Source organism: Streptococcus pseudopneumoniae ATCC BAA-960 = CCUG 49455 (assembly GCF_002087075.1).
In the GTDB taxonomy this organism is placed as follows: domain Bacteria; phylum Bacillota; class Bacilli; order Lactobacillales; family Streptococcaceae; genus Streptococcus; species Streptococcus pseudopneumoniae.
Map to the genome: position 1 here is coordinate 128,208 of NZ_MWSM01000019.1, position 20,592 is coordinate 148,799.

A 20,592-nucleotide genomic window follows, 5' to 3' on the forward strand; every position below is an offset into this window, starting at 1 on the left:
CAAAACAGTGTTTTGAGCAACCTGCGGCTAGTTTCCTAGTTTGCTCTTTGATTTTCATTGAGTATTACTAGCTTTTTCCATATTAATTCAGCTTTTTGTTTATTTTTAGTAACAGGCAAGGAGCTGTAGATAAAACTCAAGTTCATCAAAGCGACTTAAGGCCCTAATAAAAGATAAACAAAATGACGGATAGAAAAAAGCCCACACACGGAATCTACTTCCATGTGAGGGCGTTGGTAACGCGGTGCCACCTCAATTATAAAGGAACTATCTCCTTTACATCTCTGCCTTGTCTAACAACAAGCTGCACTGTAAGGTGTGCGCACCGAATTTTCATTGTTTCAAATTCATTTTTTAAATCAGCCCACTTTCACTACTTCCAACCACCTATTCACAACCACCACAGGCTCCCTGAAGATCAAAAATAGTTACTTTTCTGATTTGTTGAACTTATTTTAATACTTTGTTTTTTCTTTGTCAAGACTTTTTTACGATTTTTTTGAAAATATCATTCGAATGTGACCATGTCTTCCTTAGATCGAACATGAACATGTCCCACTTGTTAGAAATTGGATCCAACTCAATAGAAACTGAATGGAGGCTAAACAGAACTTATTTTAGAACACTCCATCTTTTCCACTAGGATTTTCAAGAATTAAACAATACTAGAAACTCTGTCTCCTAACAAATTTAGGAGAAACTTCAACAGATGTGACACTTTCCCCTTTAATAATTGCTAAAACACCTTCTATCATTTCTTTAGCCAATTTAACATAATTGGGAGCAATTGTAGACAAAGCTGGAGTATAATACTGAGAAATAGGAATATTATCAAATCCAATGATAGAAATATCATCTGGAATAAGAATTCCTTTCTCATAGCACGCACGAATCAAGCCCTGAACCTTTTCATCTCCTGAAACAAAAATAATGTCCGGATCATTTTGGGTAGTCAAGTGCTGCATTGCATAAGAATAAACTGAATCAATTGTAGATAAGCCATAAATGACTTTTAAATCCATAAAGTAATTTTTATCATTCAGAAAAGAACGCACACCTCTTTCACGATCCTTATTAACATGAGATTCTCCTCCCATAAGCAACCACATATTTTTAAATTTTTCTTCAGTTACAGCTTTCATCATATCATAAGTAGCTTGAAAATTATTATTAGATACATAGACTACTCCAGACGTTTGAGATTCACCGAAAACAAGAAAAGGCATATGGTTCTTCTTTAAATACTGAATTCTGATATCATCTACACTTTCATAAAAAACAATAACACCATCTACTAGGCTACCTGTGCTTGATATAATTGAATTACTAATTGTATCCTCCTCTCCAAAGTACTCAACTATAGCATTAACACCATACTCTTTACAAGTTTGTAAAACTTTATCTAATAAAGTTTGAAACCAAATTAAAGGAAAAGAGTCGATTTTTTTTACAGAAATCAATATATTTATAGCTTCTTTTTTAGTTAAATTTTTTGCATACGCATTTGGAATATACGACAATTCCTCTATAACTTTTTGAATCGCTTGATAAGTTTCTTCTTTAACATTTACTCCACCATTAATAACTCGTGAAACTGTTTTTGGAGAAAAACCTGATAAACGTGCAATGTCATAAATAGTTACTTTTTTCCCATTTATATTTTTCATTTCAGTCCTCCATTACGAACATTCTAATATTACTATACAATATTTAATTTTTTTTAACAAGAGAATTTAGTAAATTATTTAAGATCCACAAATTCACAAAATTAATTTTACAAATATTCTTCCCCTTCAAAAAAGTTTAAATTGCATTTCACACCTTTATTTTTAAGAATGTTTCCAACTTCACGACAAATAAATTCATATGAGAAAAAACTACCATAAAATTGTAGATTAACTTTTTCAGTAAAATGTGTAGGATTTATAAAAAAATATAATAGCCTGTCAATGTAACATTTTAACATAGAGTTAATTTTTTCTTTAAAGATAACATTTGTTATCAACTCATCAGGAGATAAATGAAAGGCAAACACCATTTCATAAATATCATAAAAAGAAATAAATTTGTATACTTGTATCAAACAATTATTATCAAAATATTCTATTTTACCTAAATCAAAATTGATTTTATAATCTTTCATAAAAACCTCTGAGCAAAAATCTACTCAAAAATTAGATGATTAAAACATCTAAAAAACAAAAGGACAAAAACATCTGTCCCTTTGTTTACTAAATTTCAGCTAATTTCTTCGACATAAATAACACCTACAATATTAGCAATTTCTTCCATCAAACGAAGATGTTCAAATCTACCTGATAATTCCAGAGTAATAAATGACGCTATTTTTTTGTCTGGAACATCAAAGTATTCAATTCTGTCAGAATTAACATCTCCAAACGCTGTTCTTGAATCGGTCATTCTGATACCATTTTCTGCACAATAAACCAATACACGATTATAGGCTTCTGTAGATTTAACCACTATATACAATTCAATCATTTTAGAACGATTTCGTAGATATTTTTTTAGTGGTTGGAACATGGATATCACACCCCAAACAGAAATGGCTACTAAAAGAGCTCCCTCATAAAAACCTACTCCAATAGCTAATCCAATTCCTGCCGAAGCCCAAATGCCTGCTGCAGTTGTTAAACCAGTTATTTTCTTTTTATCTGTAATAAGTATTGTTCCAGCCCCAAGAAAACCAACACCTGATATAACCTGCGCACCTAAGCGTGTAGGATCTCCTGTACCAAATTTATAAGATACGTATTCATTCGTCATCATAATTAAACATGCAGCCAGACAAACAATACTATGTGTACGAATACCTGCTGGTTGAGATTTACTTCCTCTCTCTAAACCAATTACACCACCAATAACTACTGATAAAACAATCCTGACAACTATTTCAATATGTGATAACCCAAGACTAGTGGCTGTCATGATTATTTCCTTACTTTACGCCCCGGTCTTTGTGTGAAGTATAATACAGTTCCAGAAACAATCATCAGAACAATTGTATAAACAAATACCAGAGCTTGTGCATTAGATGTTGCTGTTTCATCACCTGCAGATCGAATCGTAATACCTAATGGTTGAGCTAGGGGATGGTAAAGGAATACAGATAAGTCGAAGTCAGTTAATAAAGAGTTAAAGTTTAAAGCAATAACAGAGAGAACAACCGGTAAAATAAATGGAATGATAACCTTCATCATAGTATAAAAAGGTGAAGCACCCATACTTCTTGCTGCATCTTCCATCTCATCATCAACACTAAATAAAATAGCACGTACCATTCTATAAGAAAATGGGATTTTTACAACTATATATGCAATAAGTAGAATTACCAAACTACCTACCAAAATCTGATTCAAGACAAGAAATTGTGGCTGATTAAAAGTAAATAATAAACTTACTGCTAAAAGTGTACTTGGTAGTAACCAAGGAAGTAGAGCACCATATTCAAATAAGAAATCAAAACGAGATTTATGTTTTCTGACAACACGAGCAAATACAACTGCGAGAATTGTTGCTGTTGTCGCAGCAATAATAGAATAAATAAAGCTGACCAAGAATGGAGAGAATGCCGCACTATTACTAAAGAATAAGCGATAATTTTCTAAAGTAAAGTTTGATAATGTTAAGTTACCTGTTTGAATTGCAACTGGATCTGTAAATGAGTATAATACTATAAAAATTAGTGGAAGCATGAAAACTGTGAACAATCCATATGCTACAATGTGAGCAATGATATTCCAAGGCTTAGACGCAATTTTTTGTTTTTTAAGAGGCGCTTTAGTCTTAGAGATAGAAATATAATTTCCACCTTTTTCTATCTTATTCATGATAGTAAGCAAAATTGTAGTTGCAATACCTAAAATAATTGCAAGTAAGGCAGCTAAATCACGAGAATTCCCCATCCCTGCAAATGTAATAATCATTGGATTTATAGTTTGAAATTCTTTACCACCAACAATCATGGGTGCTGCTACTGCAGATAAACCACTAAGAAAAACCATAATAGTAAGTGCAAATAGAGTTGGAATTAAGGTTGGTAACACTACTTTTCGGAAAACAGTAAATGGTTTTGCTCCCATATTTCGAGCAGCCTCAATAGTGTGATAGTCAACGCTTCGAATTGTATTTGTTAAAAACAATGTATGATTAGCCGTTCCTGAAAATGTCATAATGAATAAGACTGCACCATACCCAATAAACCAGTTAGGGTCTAAAGAAGGGATAATATTTTGTAAAAATTTTGTAATCAATCCATAAGGACCATAGACAAATTTATATCCAGTCGCTAAAACCACTCCTCCATAAATTAAAGAGGTCATATAACCTAATTTTAAAATTTTAGCACCTTTAATATCAAAGTACTCTGTAAATAGAACACAAAGAATACCTACGACATTAACTGTAATAATGAGTGAAAATGCTAACTTAAAACTGTTCATAATACTCTGAAGTGCCCTCTGAGATTTTAGAACACGATGTACAGCATCAAGGGAAAATTCTCCTCCTTTTACAAATACATTCACTACTAGATCAAAGTTTGGATAAATAATAAATGTTACTAAGAACCAGATTAACCCTAAACGAATAAGCCAATCTTTTAAATTTAATTTATGACGCATACTGCACCTCCTTAAAATTGCAGAACGTCTGATGGAGTGATAAATAATTCCACACTTTCTCCGACAGATCTAATAGCAGCCTGACTATCAATACTTGTTACATTAAGAATCTGACTTTCAGAAACTTTTATTGTATAGTGAATTGTAACTCCAGAAAACTCAACATCAATAATTGTCCCTTTTAGAATAAAATCTTGTTCAGTTTCACGATTGAATCGAACTTTCTCTAATCGAATGTATCCTTTTTTATCCTCTAAGAAAACGCTTGTATTTTTCAATAATACTTCGTGGACTGTTTCATCGGTCAAAACATTAATATCTCCAATAAAATCACATACAAATTCAGTTTGAGAATTATGATAAATCTCTACTGGTGTACCGACCTGTTCGATGTATCCATTGTTAAAGACTGCAATTCTATCAGATAAAGTCAAGGCTTCCTCTTGATCATGAGTAACATATAAAGTAGTAATACCTAACTCTTTTTGAAGTCTTTTCAACTCTTTTCTCAAATCTACACGTAATTTTGCGTCAAGGTTTGACAATGGTTCATCTAGACAAAGAATTTTAGGTTCAAGAACCAGAGCACGAGCCAATGCTACCCTTTGTTGTTGACCCCCAGATAATTCTGATACATTACGCTGTAACTGTTGATCAGAGATCTTAATTTTTGCTGCTACTGCTGATACTTTTGCTTTAATAACATCTGGAGCTACCTTCTTAACTTTTAAACCGAATGCAATATTATCAAAAACAGTCATAGTTGGAAATAGCGCATAAGATTGAAATACAATTCCAATTCCACGCTTTTCAGGTTCCAAATGAGTGACATCTGTTCCATTAACTTCAATACTTCCTGATGATGGATCTAAAAAACCTACCAATGCTCTCAAAGTAGTTGATTTACCACATCCTGAAGGTCCAAGAAAAGTAAAGAATTCCCCTTCATGTATATCTAAATTCAGATTATCAATTGCAACAAAATCACCATATTTAATTTGAATATTATCAAATTTAATCATCTCACTAACTCCCTCTATTACTAAACCAAAAGCCTCTCTTTATTTCTTCCTTAAATTTAGAAATAATAGAGAGACTTGGACATAAAAATTAACTCTTATTTCTTATTGTACGTATTCTAATTCAGCTTTTTCTACCCATTCATCCAAATGTTTTCCAACAGCTTCCCAGTCAATATTTTGTGGTTTCACTTGATCAACAAATTTTTTCGTATCTTCAGGTAACTCTGTTAGGGCATCTTTATTTGCAGGAATAGATCCAAAGTTCTTACTATATTCTACTTGAATTTCTGATTGACCAAACCAATCAATAAATTCTTTAGCTAACGCTTGTTTTTTACTAGTGCTTAAAACCATAGTTTGTTCAGTTACAAATGGTACACCAATCTCAGGAGTCATAACTTTGAAAACAACATTTTGTTCTTTTTGTCCAACTAATGCACCAGAACCCCACATCATTCCATATTGTATTGGATCTTCTTTGTCTAACATCTTAACAATTGAACTTTCTCCCTTTTGAAGAGTGTATGCATTTTTCAAATATTCTTTTGCTGCTTCCCAACCTTTTTCGGAAACACCTAATTCACCTTTATCATCAAGGTATCGAACTAAGATACTTGCTAGAATTGCCCGTCCTGTACCACCTTGAAGACCAGAAATTGAATATTTACCTTTATACTTACTACCTAATTCAGTCCAATCTTTAGGCATTTCTTTTACATCAGGCGCTCCAATTAAAACTAATGGTTGAACAATCACAGGATTATAATAATTATCTTTATCTGATAAAGATTGATCAATTTTATCTAACCATTTAGGCTTGTACTGGACTAGTAATTTTTGATCTCTAATTTTATTTGAATCAACAGCACCAATTCCAAATACCATATCTGCAACTGCATTATTCTTCTCGGCAATAACACGGTCTGCTAATTGAGCGCCAGGAATATCAACCATTTTTATATTAAAACCAGCTTCTTTTGCTTTAGCAGTTAACCAATCACCACGACCATTTGAGACTGAGTTCGAATAGATTACTAATTCTTGACTTTTATCAGCTTTTTCTTCAGATGAAGAAGCAGTCGTAGAATTTGAACCTCCAGAGCAAGCAGCAAGTGTAGTAAGAGCAACTCCCGTTGCAAGTACAGTAGACCAAACTTTCATTTTTTTCATGATAAGTTCTCCTTTTTTATTATTTTATTTAAATTTTTCGTGATATGGAACAAATTGTCTCATATCTTCAAATACAGTATAGTCAATACGGTTTACAGTAATAGTTGGAATCTTCTCTAATAAAATTTCAGTTAATTCCGCTCTAACTTTAGTAAACTCTTCTTCCTCCTCTTCGGTTAGAGGAATCCGAAGATACCCAATTGAAATATGGAATTGATATCTATCATGATTAGGGAAACAAACACCTGCTTTTTCTGAGACATAAGTACGAATTTCTTCTAATCTCTTAGCAGAAGCTTCATCTGCAGGTTCAACTAGTATGTTTTGTTTTCCCATTTCCGTTACACGCATAAGAATTTCTTCATTTAACAATGGAAAAATTTCAAGTTGTTTAGCAAAGTAATCATGTATTTTCTGTAAAGGTGTATCTAAAGGAAGATTACTGCTCCAAAACTCCGTTTCACGATTTTCATGGCACAACAATTCAATTACAGTCATGTGAATAGAATTCCTTGGAGTTAAAGTGAACTTATCGATAAATGGTAATTCTCTATAACGTGATTGAATAATATCAACAACTTCCATCAAATCTTGTTTAGTATAAAGATTTGCTACAACAGTATTTCCTGGAAAATGATTAAATTCCCCATTCTCTTTGAACTTAATTTTTGTTAAGTTTTTCATATAAAGACCTTCTTTTTTTTATATTTGACATCGGTGTCAGCATGTTTACATTATACAATGAAACCGTTTCCTTTGTCAAGCGCTGTCAAACATTTTTTTTAATTTATCTTTCATTAAATATACATTTCATTAAAAGGTTAAGTAATTTTTCCAAAATACAGCACTCATATAGACAGTATCATCAATTATAGCCATTGGGATTTTTTGATTGCCAATTCCATGTATCTCTACACATGTCTTCAATCGATTTTGTTGTTCTCCAATTTAATTCCTTATATGCTTTGTCTGCATTTGCATAACAAGTTGCAACGTCTCCTGAACGTCTTGGAACTATTTTATAAGGAATAGGGATCTTATTAACACTTTCAAATGTATTTACAAGTTGTAATACACTAGTGCCTTCTCCCGAGCCTAGGTTATAGATATAAACATCTGTTTTTTCAGATACTTTTTCTAAAGCTTTTATATGTCCTATTGCTAAATCTACTACATGGATATAATCACGCACACCAGTACCATCAAGCGTATCATAATCATTTCCGAACACACTTAGCTCTGACAGCTTACCTACCGCTACTTGTGCAATATAAGGCATCAAGTTGTTAGGAATTCCTGAGGGATCTTCCCCAATAAGCCCAGACTCATGAGCACCAATTGGATTGAAATAACGAAGCAACGCAATACTCCATTCTGAATCTGCCACATGAACATCTTTTAAAATTTGCTCAAGCATCACTTTCGTATACCCATAAGGATTTGTCGCACTTGTTTGCATCGTCTCAATTAGAGGTGACTGATTGTTAATTCCATATACAGTCGCACTTGAAGAAAAGACAATCTTTTTAACATTAAATTCTGACATCACTTCAACAAGTGCCAATGTACTCATAATATTATTTTTGTAGTACATCACAGGCTTTTGCACGGATTCTCCGACAGCTTTATAACCTGCAAAATGAATTGCAGCATCAATCGATTCTTGTTCAAATACCTTTCTCAATGCTTGTTTATCACAAACATCTAATTCGTAAAACACAGGACGTATTCCTGTAATTGCTTCAATACGGTCTAGCACCAAGATGCTAGAATTCGAAAGGTTGTCGACAATGATAACTTCCTTTCCTAAATTTAGTAATTCTACTACGGTATGGCTACCAATATAACCAGCTCCGCCTGTTACCAATATTGCCATTTGGGTTTCCTCCTAATTAATTCCAACCGACTTAACAAATCTCATAAACGCTTCATGTCCAGATGAAGTATTCTTATAAACACCTGCATCTTCTAGGACTCTCGCAAATGCTTGTCCTACTTCGTGTTGAACTACGCTATTAACCTCTTCTTTTTTAATGTTAGGATATTTTTCTTTCAATTGGTCGGCCCATTCTAAATGATAATCCGCAATTGCGTTTTCCTCTCCTAAAAGATATTTTCCAACTTCTTCTAACTCTGGTTTCAAACGAGGTGGTAATATCGCAAGTCCCATCACTTCGATTAACCCAATATTTTCCTTTTTAATATGTTGTACATCTTGATGAGGATGGAAAACACCATCTGGGTATTGTTCAGTAGTATGATTATCTCTTAGAACAATATCTAATTCATATCTTCCGTCCACTTTACGAGCAATAAGAGTCACCGTATGGTGTGGGACATCTGCAGTCATTGCAATGATGTCTACTTCTAAATCTGAATATTCTCTCCACTTGTTTAGAATTTTAGTAGCTAAATCTAACAAGCGATTTTTATTTTCACTTTGTAACCTAATTACTGACATTGGCCATTTTACAATACCAGCATTAACATCCTCAAAGTCTTTAAAACGAAATTCACTCTCAAATTTTGCTTTTTCCATTGGGAAAATATATTTCCCTCCCTGGTAGTGGTTATGACTAAGAATGGAGCCTCCTGAGATAGGAAGATCAGAATTTGAACCAGCAAAATATCCTGGCAAAATATCAACAATCTCCAATAATTGTTCAAATGTTTTAGAGGTAATAGCCATTGGTACATGTTGACTATTCAAAAATATCGCATGCTCATTAAAATATGAGTAGGGAGAATACTGGAATCCCCATACTTCGTCACCAAGTTTCAACCGAATAATTCTATGATTCGAACGTGCTGGATAATTTATTCGACCTTGATATCCTTCATTTTCCATACATAGTAAACATTTAGGATAATTAGTTGCTTTTACTAATTTTTCAGCAGCAATTGTTTTTGGATCTTTTTCGGGTTTTGACAAATTTATCGTAATCTCTAGCTCTCCGTATTTAGTTGATGCTCGAAACTCAATATTCTTAGCAATAGCAGAAGTTTTAATATAATCACTATCTTTACTTAACTTATAAAACTCTTCAACTGCTTCTTGAGGTGATATATCATATGAACTCCAAAAAATATCATTTAATCGACTAGGTAAAGGAACTATGAAATTCATTAACTCTGCTCCTAAACATTCCTTTTCCTCGATTAAATCTTTAATTTTACCGTTTTTTAAGGCGATTTCCACTAAGTAATCTTTTATTTGTTTCAGGTCATTTTCATCGGAAATGCGATCAGTTCCCTCCTCACCTATTAACGCTAGTACTCTATTTTTCACATATATTTTGTCAATTTCATTATACATTCCGTATTCAATTACTCTATCAACAAAATTATCAATAATTGTTTTCATATATTTTTCTTTCTAATTTATGTTCCCATATTTTCTATACATTATCCATTTATAAATTGCTTGCGTAGTATGAGCAATTTTATCAAGGTGATGAATAATATCTAAAGCACCAATTACTTCAGAAACATTCCCATCATCTTCAAATATGTAATTCATTATTTTCTTTTCAATATTTATACTAAGCTCTTCTATCTCATTCTGTTTTTGTATAACAACCATATCTAAACATCCAGATTGTTCCTCTCTATAACAAGATATAGCCCTATTCATATGCTGTCCGATAACTTCATGAAGTATTTTTATTTCTGAAATAATTTTCTTCAAATTTTCATTATTTTGAATAATCTGTAGATTTTTTAAAATTTCAACAATTCTATCCCCAATACGTTCAATGTCAGTTGATATTTTTATTACACTAATAATTCTTCTTAAGTCATATGAAACAGGATGTTGTAAACAAATTAACTCAAATCCTTTTTTATCAATATTTAGAACTGACTCATTTATGATTAAATCTTCTTTAATCAATTCTACTCGTTCTTCATTTGATAAATATTCAAATAACTTCTCGTATTTATCAAGCACAGATACCCAAATGGTCTCTAAATTATTTGATAATTCTATAATTTCATTTTCTAAATATAACCTTAACATTTAGGTACCTCTTCTTAACAAAGTTCAATAGTAACAATTAATATTTTAAACAATATATCAAACATCAATAACTAGAATACTTGCATCATCCTTCTTTCCATAGATTGGATCAATAGCAGAAGAATTAAATCTCATCTTAATTAACTCTTCAAAAGTCTTATTTTGATTATTTTGATAGAATTCATAAAAGCCATCACTCATTAAAACAATTTGTTCACTAGTAACATCTATTTGATTAATAATAGCATGGTCTAAAAATCTCTCATCCAACGAACCTATCCAGTACCCACTCGGTTGATTAGATAATTTTCTGATTTTTTGTAAAATAATTTTTTTATTTAAAGCACTATTTGTACCAATTGAATCTTTTATCTCATTTTTTCCTTTTTCAAATAAGTTATCTACTCTATGATCAGTTATTTCCATTTCGTTTACTAACATGACGCAGTCACCTAGCATCATATACTCCAACTTTTTTTCTGAAAGTTTAGCAAATATAAAAGCAAATGTTGGTAAGCGATAATACTCTGTTAATTCATATGAGTTTAAACCTATTTCATCTTTACCCTCGAGTAAAGCAGTTTCAAATATTTGTTTAAGAGTTTTTGATTCTTTACAATTAACCGACAAACTTTCTGATAAAATATGTACAACTTCTGAGACTGAATAACCTATCTCCTCTTTAGAATTATATAAATCTGTAGCTCCATCGATAATCCAAAAATACTGATTTTGTGAACCTACAGTATCCTCATTTTCTACAGAACTTCCTTGTATCGAACAAATTTTATTTATCTTTACCATAATACTTCAACCCTTTTAGTGTCAAAAGTAAACCAATTCCTGTCACTGTTAAGAATAGTTCCATAATCTTGTTCGAACCAGTCTTTGGTAATTTTTGTTTTACATCTACTATTTCTTTAGATTTATTAATATGATTTTCAGTTTCTCTGCCATCTCCAACTATTTTATGGTTCACTTCTTCTGTCTTATTATCTTGTTTATTGTCGATCTTGTCATTCATTTGTCTATTATCTTTACTTGAGTTAAACTCTCCGTTCTTCTGGTTACTATCAATTACATTATTTGAATTAGATTGTTTTTCATGCACATATGAACTTGTTTTAAATTTTTCCTCTTTGTTTTTTTCTTTTTCGTTTTTATCACTTAAGTTATTTGTTACAATTTTATAAAGCCCATTCTCCGTTACAATATTGAAATTACCATCGCTATCACGTATAACAGGTTCTTTCTCATTTGCATTAGATTTGATGAATGATATATACTTACCGGATAAATTATAAAATTGGTTATTTAAAACGGTTATTTTACCCTTTGAATCCTCAATAACAATTCCTTCTTTACCACCGAATATACTATTCTCTGAGACTACTAAATTATCACTAACTCGTAATAATTCAATATTTGGTTGTTCTGTTTCCTTAGAATTATTATTAATTACATTTTTTGTTACAGTAATATCTGATACTTTTCCTAAATATTCTGCACTATCTTTTGCAACTCGTATCGCTTTTGTTTTAGGATCGGCAATATTAAATATATTTTCGGCGATAACCACCTGTTTATTTAAATCTAATAGGTCTTTAGTGTTTTTATAGCTATAAGCATTTACTAAAGCTGCTCCGCTTTCTCGATAATGTACACTCTCTCCTTTAACTTTCTTATCAAAGCGATTTCCTTTGATTAATACATCAGTGAATCCTGTAAAACGTACACCTGCATACATCATGTTATCAAAATGATTATTTAAAATTTTAATATTAGAGGGGTTCTGTGTCGACAATGTTTGATAGTGTGTGCCAATTGCTGTTACTAATTCTCCAGATTTATCACTTTTGCCAAAATAGGAATTTTGAATAGTCACATTTTCAGATTTTTTCCCATCATCATTCAAGGCATAAGGAAAACCTTTTCTAGTTAATGGTTCAATCTGAATGCTCTCCTTACTTATGATTTGCCCATCCTTCATCGTTTTGGGTAAGGCTTGCCCAAGAAAACGAGAATTATCAACTAATACATTTTTCGAACCTGCAATTTGAATAGCATGCCCTTGATAACTATCCTTGAATGTTACATTTTTTATAGTTACGTTATTTGAATTCCCAATAGCAAATGCACCTGAAGAATTTATAAGTGGTAGATTTTTTGCTTTAGTTCCTTCTTCATTCAAAGCACCGTTCATATCAATAGTACCACCAGAATAACTAATATCTTCTGTTGGGCTCCATTCTACTTGCGCACCATCATCCGTAAATAAACCTGTCATAAAAACAATGGAAGGGTGATTCTTAATATTTATACCATTTAGAATTGTAGCTTTCTCATTCAATTCTAAGTGTGTATGACTTTTTAAAAAAACAATTTCTTTTACTAAATAAGTTCCTTCAGGAAAATATACATTTCCTCCACCTAGTCCTTTAGCTGCAGCATCTATTGTATCTTGAATTGCTTGACGATCATCATTAACTCCGTCACCTATTGCTCCATAATCTTTAACATTTAAAGCAGTATCTTCAAATTCTTTTTTGATAATTCTGTCACTTATAACATCTTCCTTATAACTCTTATTTTCATTAGTAGATGTTACTGTAGATTCAACTGTTCTGTTGTCTAATTGTGAATTAGAACGAATAGTACCATTAGAGCTGATACTATTAACACTTAACGAATTATCTAAACCATTAGTGGTTGAATTAGAGGCAATCATTTCAGCAGAACGATTCTGATTAACAGTTGGTGAATTATCTAAATCATTAGTAATTGCATTAGAAGACTCTTTTGTAGCCATCGGTGAAGAACTAGTAACAACTTCATCCGATAAAATACCTTGGCTTCCCAAAATTGAAATTGCCAATAGTACCGAGCAGGTCCCCACCTTTAATTTACGAATACTGAATACCTCATTAGGAACAAAATATTTCATCAGAACCTCCAATTTTTTTACTATTTTTTAACAATTGATTATTACTTTTCTTAAAATAGATAGAATGACACCGCTGTCATTATCTTTATCATATATTTTCCAAATTGAATTGTCAAGGAATAACACAAGAAAATATTAAAATTTATACTCTTCGGAAATCTCTTCAAACTAGGTCAGTGCCGCCTTGCCCTAAGTCTAGGTTACTGACTTGGTCAGTTCTATAGTAGATTGAAACTAGAATAGTACACCTCTACTTATAAAACATTGTTAGAAATCGATTTGACTATCCCGATCGATTTGTCCTATTCTTATTTCATTTTACTATATCTACAACCTCAAAGCAGGGTTTTGAGCTATCTATGGCCAACTTCCTAGTTTGCTCTTTAGCCTTCCATTCAAAAGTGATGCTATCTTTCTTAGCTTGAATATAAAATATCCCATTTACTATATTTAAATTTATTGATATGTTGTAAATTATAAATGAAAGAACAAATACCTTGTCATACAAGCATTCGCCAGGGATATTTACCTGAATATCGCTCATATGGCGGATTGAAACTAAAACACTACAATATATTTCTTAAATAGACCTTCTATAAAAGCTAGATTTAACCTCGATAAAAATAGATGCAGTGCTTCTAAAATACTGGAATAGGGCATATAGGTAATCGTAGACAAGTGTTTTATAGATTGTCTCGCAGGAGATCTAATGATGTATAGCAAGCATCACTAAACATATAGAATATCTGTATTATTATAATATCAACATGCTATAAATTCTATCATGCAAAAGAATGACTAGAACATGAAAGACAGGCACAAAACTTTGAACAATATTCTGAAAACAAAAAAAAGACGTGAGTTTCCACAATCTCACTCATGGAAACTCACGTCTTTCAAAAAATAGGGTGAATTGAAAACTAGAACAAGACACTAGATTTTCTAAATGATGTCTAGTAAGGATTCTAAATGCTACACTAAATTGCTCACATCTTATTTCAAACCACGGGACTCCCACAAGAAAGGAAAATCCTATAAAAATTCTCTCTCTGAGGAGAAAGGAGCCTCAACTACAGGTGTAAACTATTATCAATTGAAAACAACAGTTTTTACACTCAATTAGACTTTTTAGGGACAGGATCACTTTCGCTTGACTGTAGTTTGTCATTTTTTTGATAAAGTTAGCACTTTTTCAGAAACTGTTTTGAAAGTCTCAATGATATAGTCCACTTCTTCATCGCTTAATTTAGTGTGAAGAGGGAGCGTAATTTCATTTTCAAAGAAGGCATAGGCTCTTGGATAATTCGCCATATCAAAGCCAAGATTCTTATAGGCTGTCAAGAGCGGAAGCGGTTTGTAGTGTACGTTACTTGCAATTCCTGCTTTAGCTAATTCTTGGATGATAAGATTGCGTTCTTCTAGGCTTGCTCCTTTTACACGGGTGATGTAGAGGTGGCGTGAAGATTCGACAGTTTCAGTCTTGTGTGCCAAAGGATGGATGCGAGAACCTGCAAAACCACTATCATAGCGGTCCACAATGTCCTTACGGCGTTCCAACAAACTTGGATAGCGGTTCAATTGTACCAAACCAAGTGAAGCCATGATATCGGTCATGTTGCACTTATAGGCTGGTGTAACGATATCGTATTCCCATGACCCCAGTTGCATCTTGGCAAGAGCATCCTTAGTTTGCCCGTGAAGGGAAAGGATTTGGAATTCCTTGTACATCTCTTCGTCATCAATCACTGGATTGATTTTCCAAGTCGCACTTCCACCTTCTGCCGTTGTAAAGTTCTTAACGGCATGGAATGAGAAGGAAGTAAAGTCAGCGATAGAACCAGAAGGTTGTCCTTTATAAGTAGATCCCAAAGCGTGGGCACTATCAGAGACAATGACAATACGGTTAAAGGCCTTTTGCCACTTGCTTGAAGCGGTAAAGAAGTCACGTTTTTTCTCCACGACTTGGAACAAACGGTCATAATCGCAAACAATCCCTGCGAGCTCTACTGGGATAATCACCTTAGTTTTCTCAGTGATAGCTTGCTCCAGCAAGTCATAGTCCATCTCAAACGTATCTGCTTGGATATCTACCATGACAGGGGTCGCTCCTACGTGCGTGATGACACTACATGAAGCTGTATAGGTCATGGCTGGAACGATGACTTCATCACCAGGCCCAACTTCAAGCACACGCAAAATTAACTCCAGAGCGGCTGTCGCAGAGTTAAGGCAGACAGTCTTAGGCGTCTGTGTGTATTGGGACAAGCGACGCTCCAGTTCTTTGGTCTTAGGACCTGTTGTAATCCAACCAGAACGAAGGGTATCCGCTACTTCAGCAATTTCTGATTCCGTAATATCGGGTGGTGAAAATGGAATATTGTAATTTGGCATTGATTTGCTCCTTTTATCTGTACTCATTCTCTTATGACTACTTTATTTTAGTACCTCAAATACGGTTTGAAACATGATTTTGATGTCTCCAAGGAAACTAAACTCTCGGAGATAGACGAGGTTATAGCGCATCTTTTCAGGAAGGACGTGTTCGACATAGGCTTGGTCAACCGACAGACCTTTCTCCGTCATTTGACTGATGATAGTGTCCTCATCCTTGTAGTTGATGCTGGTTGGAGAGGTAATCCCTGCTGGTAAGAGCAAGGTCGCCATCATTTCAGGGCTATACCGCTCTGTGTAACGAGGCACTTCAGGTCGTGTACCGACAAAGGACATTTCGCCTTTCAGGACATTGACCAACTGAGGAAGTTCATCCAAACGCACACGGCGGATGAAATTACCAACCTTGGTAATGCGGCTATCGTTAGCAGAAGTCACCAGGCTCCCTTTTTTATCCGCATCCGTCACCATGGTACGGAACTTCCAAATCTTGAAAGGTCGATTGTACTGGGTCACGCGCTCTTGCTTGTAAATCACTGGCCCCTTGCTATCCAACTTGATCCAAATGCTCAAGATGAGAAAGATGGGTGAGGTCAGAACCAGTACTACCAAGGCTAGAACCCAATCCAAGCAACGCTTGAAAATCAGCGAACTCTTCCTTTTAGAGACAAGCTGGTAGTAAGACTCAACCTCGCTTGATTTCATTTCCACGGGCAAGTCTTCCCATTTCAGCATGCTGTTTCTCCTTTGTTTTTATTATACTATTTGTCAACATTTTTCATTATACCACAAAATGGAAAAGGCGGTGAAAGAAATCTGTAATTTGAAAGATTTCCTTCTGGTACTCAATGAAAATCAAAGTACAGCTTTTAGGTTGCAGATAAAGCTGACCTGGTTTTAAGAGATTTTCAAAAAATATTAAGACATAGCTCCTGCCTGCAAGCTATACATCTTGTGATAGGTCCCTCCCAAGGCCAAGAGTTCCTCATGTGTTCCACTCTCAATAATGCGCCCCTTGTCCAAAACATAGATGCAGTTGGCGTCTTGAATAGTAGAAAGGCGGTGAGCGATAGCAATAGTTGTTCGGCCCTGTCTCATCTTCGCCAGAGAAGCTTGAACCAAGCTTTCTGTTTCAGAGTCAATATTGGCGGTCGCTTCATCCAAAATCAGGATTTTAGGCTGGCTGGCAACTGTTCTGGCAAAGGCAAGAAGCTGTCGCTGACCAGTTGAAAAACTCGATCCACGCTCAGACACAGGGGAGTCGTACCCCTTAGGAAGTTCTTGAATAAAGGAATCTGCATCCACAAAGGCTGCCGCAGCCTGAACCTGATCATCACTGATTTCTTGGTACATGGCGATATTGGACTTAATAGTTCCATGATAGAGAAAGGGTTCCTGCAAGACCAAACCGATGTTTTTTCTCAGCTCTTCTTGACTGAAATCCCTGATATCCACATCATCCAAGAGAACTCTCCCTGACTGGAATTCATAAAAGCGCATGAGGACATTGATAATCGAAGATTTCCCCGAACCTGTATGACCTACAAAGGCAATGGTTTCACCCTTGTTGACCGAAAAAGAAATATCATCCAGAATAGGATGTTTGCCATCATATGAGAAACACACATGTTCAAAACGAATATTGCCTTCTTCAACCTCAACCTGACTATTTTCTTGAAGAGGCTCATAGGTTGCCTCGTCAATCAAGGCAAAGACACGGCCTGCAGACACCATAGACGTTTGCAGGGTTGAAAAGTTTTGCGTTACTTCAATCAGAGGATCAAAGAGACGATTGATGTACTGGATAAAAGCATACATAGTCCCGACCGTTATCCCGATAGAAAGACCACGGTAGCCAAAATAGGCCATTAAGACAGTATAACCTAGGAGTTTCAACAAACTCATAGCAGGGCGCAACAAGAGGGCATCAAAGGCTACAGAGCGGTTGGCATAGACCAAGTGTTCTTGGTTAATCTCATCAAATTCTGCCTGCTGGCGCTTTTCTTGATTAAAGACCTGGATAATCCTAATTCCTTCGATATTTTCTACCAGCTTACTATTGATATCTGACAAGAGACTTCTGGTTTTCTCGATAATCTTGACTGATTTTTTACGATAGAGATTGACCAAAAGGAAAATCAAAGGGAGAAAGAGCAGGACTAATGCTGTCAAACGAAAATCCAACACCAACATGGTATAAAGGGTTGTCAAAAAGATAAAAATTGCTGAGATAAAACTGGATAAAATCCCCGAAAACATATCACTGATTGTCTCGGTATCATTAGTCAAACGAGAGACGATAGAGCCTGCTGGCGTCTTGTCAAAATAAGACATGCCTAGCTTCTCCATATTGGCAAAGGCATCGCGACGAATATCCCTCACAATACTGTAAGACACCCGTACAAAGAGAAGATTTCCGACATACTGAACCAGAGTTTGCAGGATATAGAGACCATAGTAGGCCAGCAACACTGTCACAGCGAGTTGATTGAGATTGCTGAGATACTGGTCGATAAAGTGGGAAGCCACAAGGGGAATGACACTTTTAATGACCGTAGTCGCTAGGAGAAAGCTGAGTGCCAAAAAGGTCAGAAGACCATAAGGCTTGAGATAAGATATCAAGCGCTTCAATACAGCCCATTGTTCTTGTTTATTCTGCATCTTCTTCTCCCTTCATTTCCAGCTGCTGAGACTGGTAGGTTTGGGCATACCAGCCATCCAAAGCTAGCAAGTCTTCGTGCCTGCCTCGTTCGATGATTTGACCATTTTGCAGGACTAAAATCAAATCTGCATGGACAACTGCACTGAGGCGATGAGCCGTAATAATGGTTGTCTTGTCCTTTCGCGTCTCCTTAAGGTTGTCGATAATCGCATACTCTGTCTTGGCATCCACGGCCGACAAAGAATCATCCAAAATCAAGATATCAGGGTCTAAAATCATAGCCCGACTCATAGCCAGACGCTGCTTTTGCCCACCAGAAAGACTGACTCCCTTTTCACCAATCAACGTATCAAATCCCTGTGACATGGCTACAATGTCTTGGTAAACTTGAGCTAGCTTAGTCGCTTCCTCGACCGCTGAAATGGGCAAGTTAGGATTGCCAAAGCGAATATTGTCTAAAATCGAAGTCGCAAAGAGGAACTGGTCCTGAGGGACGTAGCCCATAAGACTACGAAGGTCTGTCAAACGATAATCGCGAATATCGTGACCATTTAGATAAATAGCTCCCTTATCCACATCGTACTCACGCAAGAGGAGTTTAATCAAGGATGTTTTCCCAGAGCCTGTCTGCCCAACCAAGCCCAGAGTTTGCCCTTTTTCCAAACTAAAGTGAATATCCATTAGCGTTTCCTCGTTTTCAAAAGCAAAGTTATCAATAGCATACTCCAAGCGCCCGTTTTCAATACCATCCAGAGGAAACTCGGAGTCTTTTACAGATGATTCCTGAGACAAAAGATTCTCAATCCGCTGGTAAGAAACCTTTCCTCGCTGAGTGATATTAAAGAGGAAACCAATAGCCATGAGAGGCCAGACCATCATATCCAAATAACTAATAAAAGTGACCAAATTTCCAACTGTAATCTGCCCCTCCCGAACCATCAAAGAGCCGACTAAGAGTGTTAAAACATAGGATAATCCAACAAACAAGAAAACCATTGGGTCAAAGAGTCTATCGTATTTCATGGTTTGGAGATTCTTTTGGAAGGTTAATTCATTGACTGCCTGAAAGGACTCCAGCTCATCTGCCTGATAACCAAAAGACTTGGTCACTTTGATACCTGATACAGACTCCTGAACCTTGTTATTGAGTTCAGAAAAGGCATCCTGTGACTCTCCAAAGACCTTATGAGTCTTTCTTCCCAAACGACTGGTCGCATATGCCATAAAAGGCAGGGGTAAAATTGCAACTAGAGTCATCTGCCAGGAAATGCTAAAGAGCATGGTCAGCAAAGTCACTAAAGCTGTAATAGAGGCATCCACCGCAGATATAACACCACCACCTGCAAGACTCGTCAAAGAATTGATATCATTGGTTGCGTGTGCCATCAAGTCCCCCGTCCGATAGGTTTGATAAAAGGCTGGAGACATCTTTGTAAAATGCTCAAACAAGCGAGACCTCATAATCTGCCCCAGACGGTAGGATGTCCCAAGAATATACATACGCCAAACATAGCGCAGATAGTACATACCAAAGGCCGCAAGAAGCAAGTAAAATAGGTAAATAAGTAGTTCATTCTGAATTAATTGCCCCGATGTGATAGCATCAATGATCCGCCCCATGACCATTGGGGGAATGAGGTTAAGGACAGAAACCAAGACCAAGGCCACAATTCCGACTAGATAACGGCGTTTTTCTAGCTTAAAAAACCACCAGAGTTTTTGAATAATGGACATAAAATTCC

General features: G+C 35.1%; 16 protein-coding genes and 1 other annotated feature. All 16 genes read right to left on the bottom strand.

The features are described 5' to 3' along the window. Window positions 1-223: 223 nt before the first annotated feature. Window positions 224-454, bottom strand: a binding site (T-box leader). A 211-nt stretch (window positions 455-665) separates the two neighbouring features. After that, on the bottom strand, window positions 666-1,667 hold the full coding sequence (locus tag B4W83_RS05435; protein ID WP_000789951.1) for a LacI family DNA-binding transcriptional regulator: 1,002 nt from the start codon (window positions 1,665-1,667) through the stop codon (window positions 666-668). Between the two features lie 107 nt (window positions 1,668-1,774). After that, window positions 1,775-2,143, bottom strand: a complete 369-nt coding sequence (locus tag B4W83_RS05440) for a hypothetical protein (protein ID WP_000656297.1) — start codon at window positions 2,141-2,143, stop codon at window positions 1,775-1,777. Between the two features lie 95 nt (window positions 2,144-2,238). Then, window positions 2,239-2,949: an MgtC/SapB family protein gene (locus B4W83_RS05445; RefSeq protein WP_000127549.1), complete on the bottom strand. Its 711-nt coding sequence runs from the start codon at window positions 2,947-2,949 to the stop codon at window positions 2,239-2,241. Window positions 2,950-2,951: 2 nt separating this feature from the next. Further along, window positions 2,952-4,643, bottom strand: coding sequence for an ABC transporter permease (locus B4W83_RS05450; RefSeq protein WP_001216175.1), 1,692 nt, complete (start codon window positions 4,641-4,643; stop codon window positions 2,952-2,954). Between the two features lie 11 nt (window positions 4,644-4,654). Next, complete coding sequence (locus B4W83_RS05455; protein ID WP_000589142.1) at window positions 4,655-5,665, bottom strand: ABC transporter ATP-binding protein; 1,011 nt, start codon at window positions 5,663-5,665, stop codon at window positions 4,655-4,657. A 102-nt stretch (window positions 5,666-5,767) separates the two neighbouring features. Next, window positions 5,768-6,835 (bottom strand): extracellular solute-binding protein, encoded by a 1,068-nt coding sequence (locus tag B4W83_RS05460; protein WP_000738376.1) that lies wholly within the window; start codon window positions 6,833-6,835, stop codon window positions 5,768-5,770. 24 nt (window positions 6,836-6,859) lie between these two features. Next, window positions 6,860-7,519, bottom strand: a complete 660-nt coding sequence (locus B4W83_RS05465) for a DUF1868 domain-containing protein (protein WP_000793816.1) — start codon at window positions 7,517-7,519, stop codon at window positions 6,860-6,862. 181 nt (window positions 7,520-7,700) lie between these two features. Beyond that, window positions 7,701-8,711, bottom strand: coding sequence for a UDP-glucose 4-epimerase GalE (gene galE, locus B4W83_RS05470; RefSeq protein ID WP_000996560.1), 1,011 nt, complete (start codon window positions 8,709-8,711; stop codon window positions 7,701-7,703). Window positions 8,712-8,723: 12 nt separating this feature from the next. Next, complete coding sequence (galT, locus tag B4W83_RS05475; protein ID WP_000848806.1) at window positions 8,724-10,199, bottom strand: UDP-glucose--hexose-1-phosphate uridylyltransferase; 1,476 nt, start codon at window positions 10,197-10,199, stop codon at window positions 8,724-8,726. A 12-nt stretch (window positions 10,200-10,211) separates the two neighbouring features. Next, window positions 10,212-10,853, bottom strand: a complete 642-nt coding sequence (locus B4W83_RS05480; RefSeq protein ID WP_000945329.1) for a phosphate signaling complex PhoU family protein — start codon at window positions 10,851-10,853, stop codon at window positions 10,212-10,214. 57 nt (window positions 10,854-10,910) lie between these two features. Next, complete coding sequence (locus B4W83_RS05485) at window positions 10,911-11,657, bottom strand: protein phosphatase 2C domain-containing protein (RefSeq protein ID WP_000239031.1); 747 nt, start codon at window positions 11,655-11,657, stop codon at window positions 10,911-10,913. Then, window positions 11,641-13,797, bottom strand: a complete 2,157-nt coding sequence (gene pfbA / locus B4W83_RS05490) for a multi-ligand-binding adhesin PfbA (RefSeq protein WP_000873483.1) — start codon at window positions 13,795-13,797, stop codon at window positions 11,641-11,643. Before pfbA ends, B4W83_RS05485 begins: the two co-directional genes overlap by 17 nt. A gap of 1,164 nt (window positions 13,798-14,961) precedes the next feature. Then, window positions 14,962-16,188, bottom strand: coding sequence for a DegT/DnrJ/EryC1/StrS family aminotransferase (locus tag B4W83_RS05500; protein WP_001134541.1), 1,227 nt, complete (start codon window positions 16,186-16,188; stop codon window positions 14,962-14,964). Between the two features lie 42 nt (window positions 16,189-16,230). Beyond that, complete coding sequence (locus tag B4W83_RS05505) at window positions 16,231-16,923, bottom strand: sugar transferase (protein WP_000922216.1); 693 nt, start codon at window positions 16,921-16,923, stop codon at window positions 16,231-16,233. A gap of 183 nt (window positions 16,924-17,106) precedes the next feature. Further along, window positions 17,107-18,849, bottom strand: coding sequence for an ABC transporter ATP-binding protein (locus tag B4W83_RS05510; RefSeq protein ID WP_001180122.1), 1,743 nt, complete (start codon window positions 18,847-18,849; stop codon window positions 17,107-17,109). After that, window positions 18,839-20,584 (bottom strand): ABC transporter ATP-binding protein, encoded by a 1,746-nt coding sequence (locus B4W83_RS05515; RefSeq protein ID WP_000022577.1) that lies wholly within the window; start codon window positions 20,582-20,584, stop codon window positions 18,839-18,841. The genes B4W83_RS05510 and B4W83_RS05515 overlap by 11 nt, the downstream gene beginning before the upstream one ends. Window positions 20,585-20,592 lie beyond the last annotated feature (8 nt).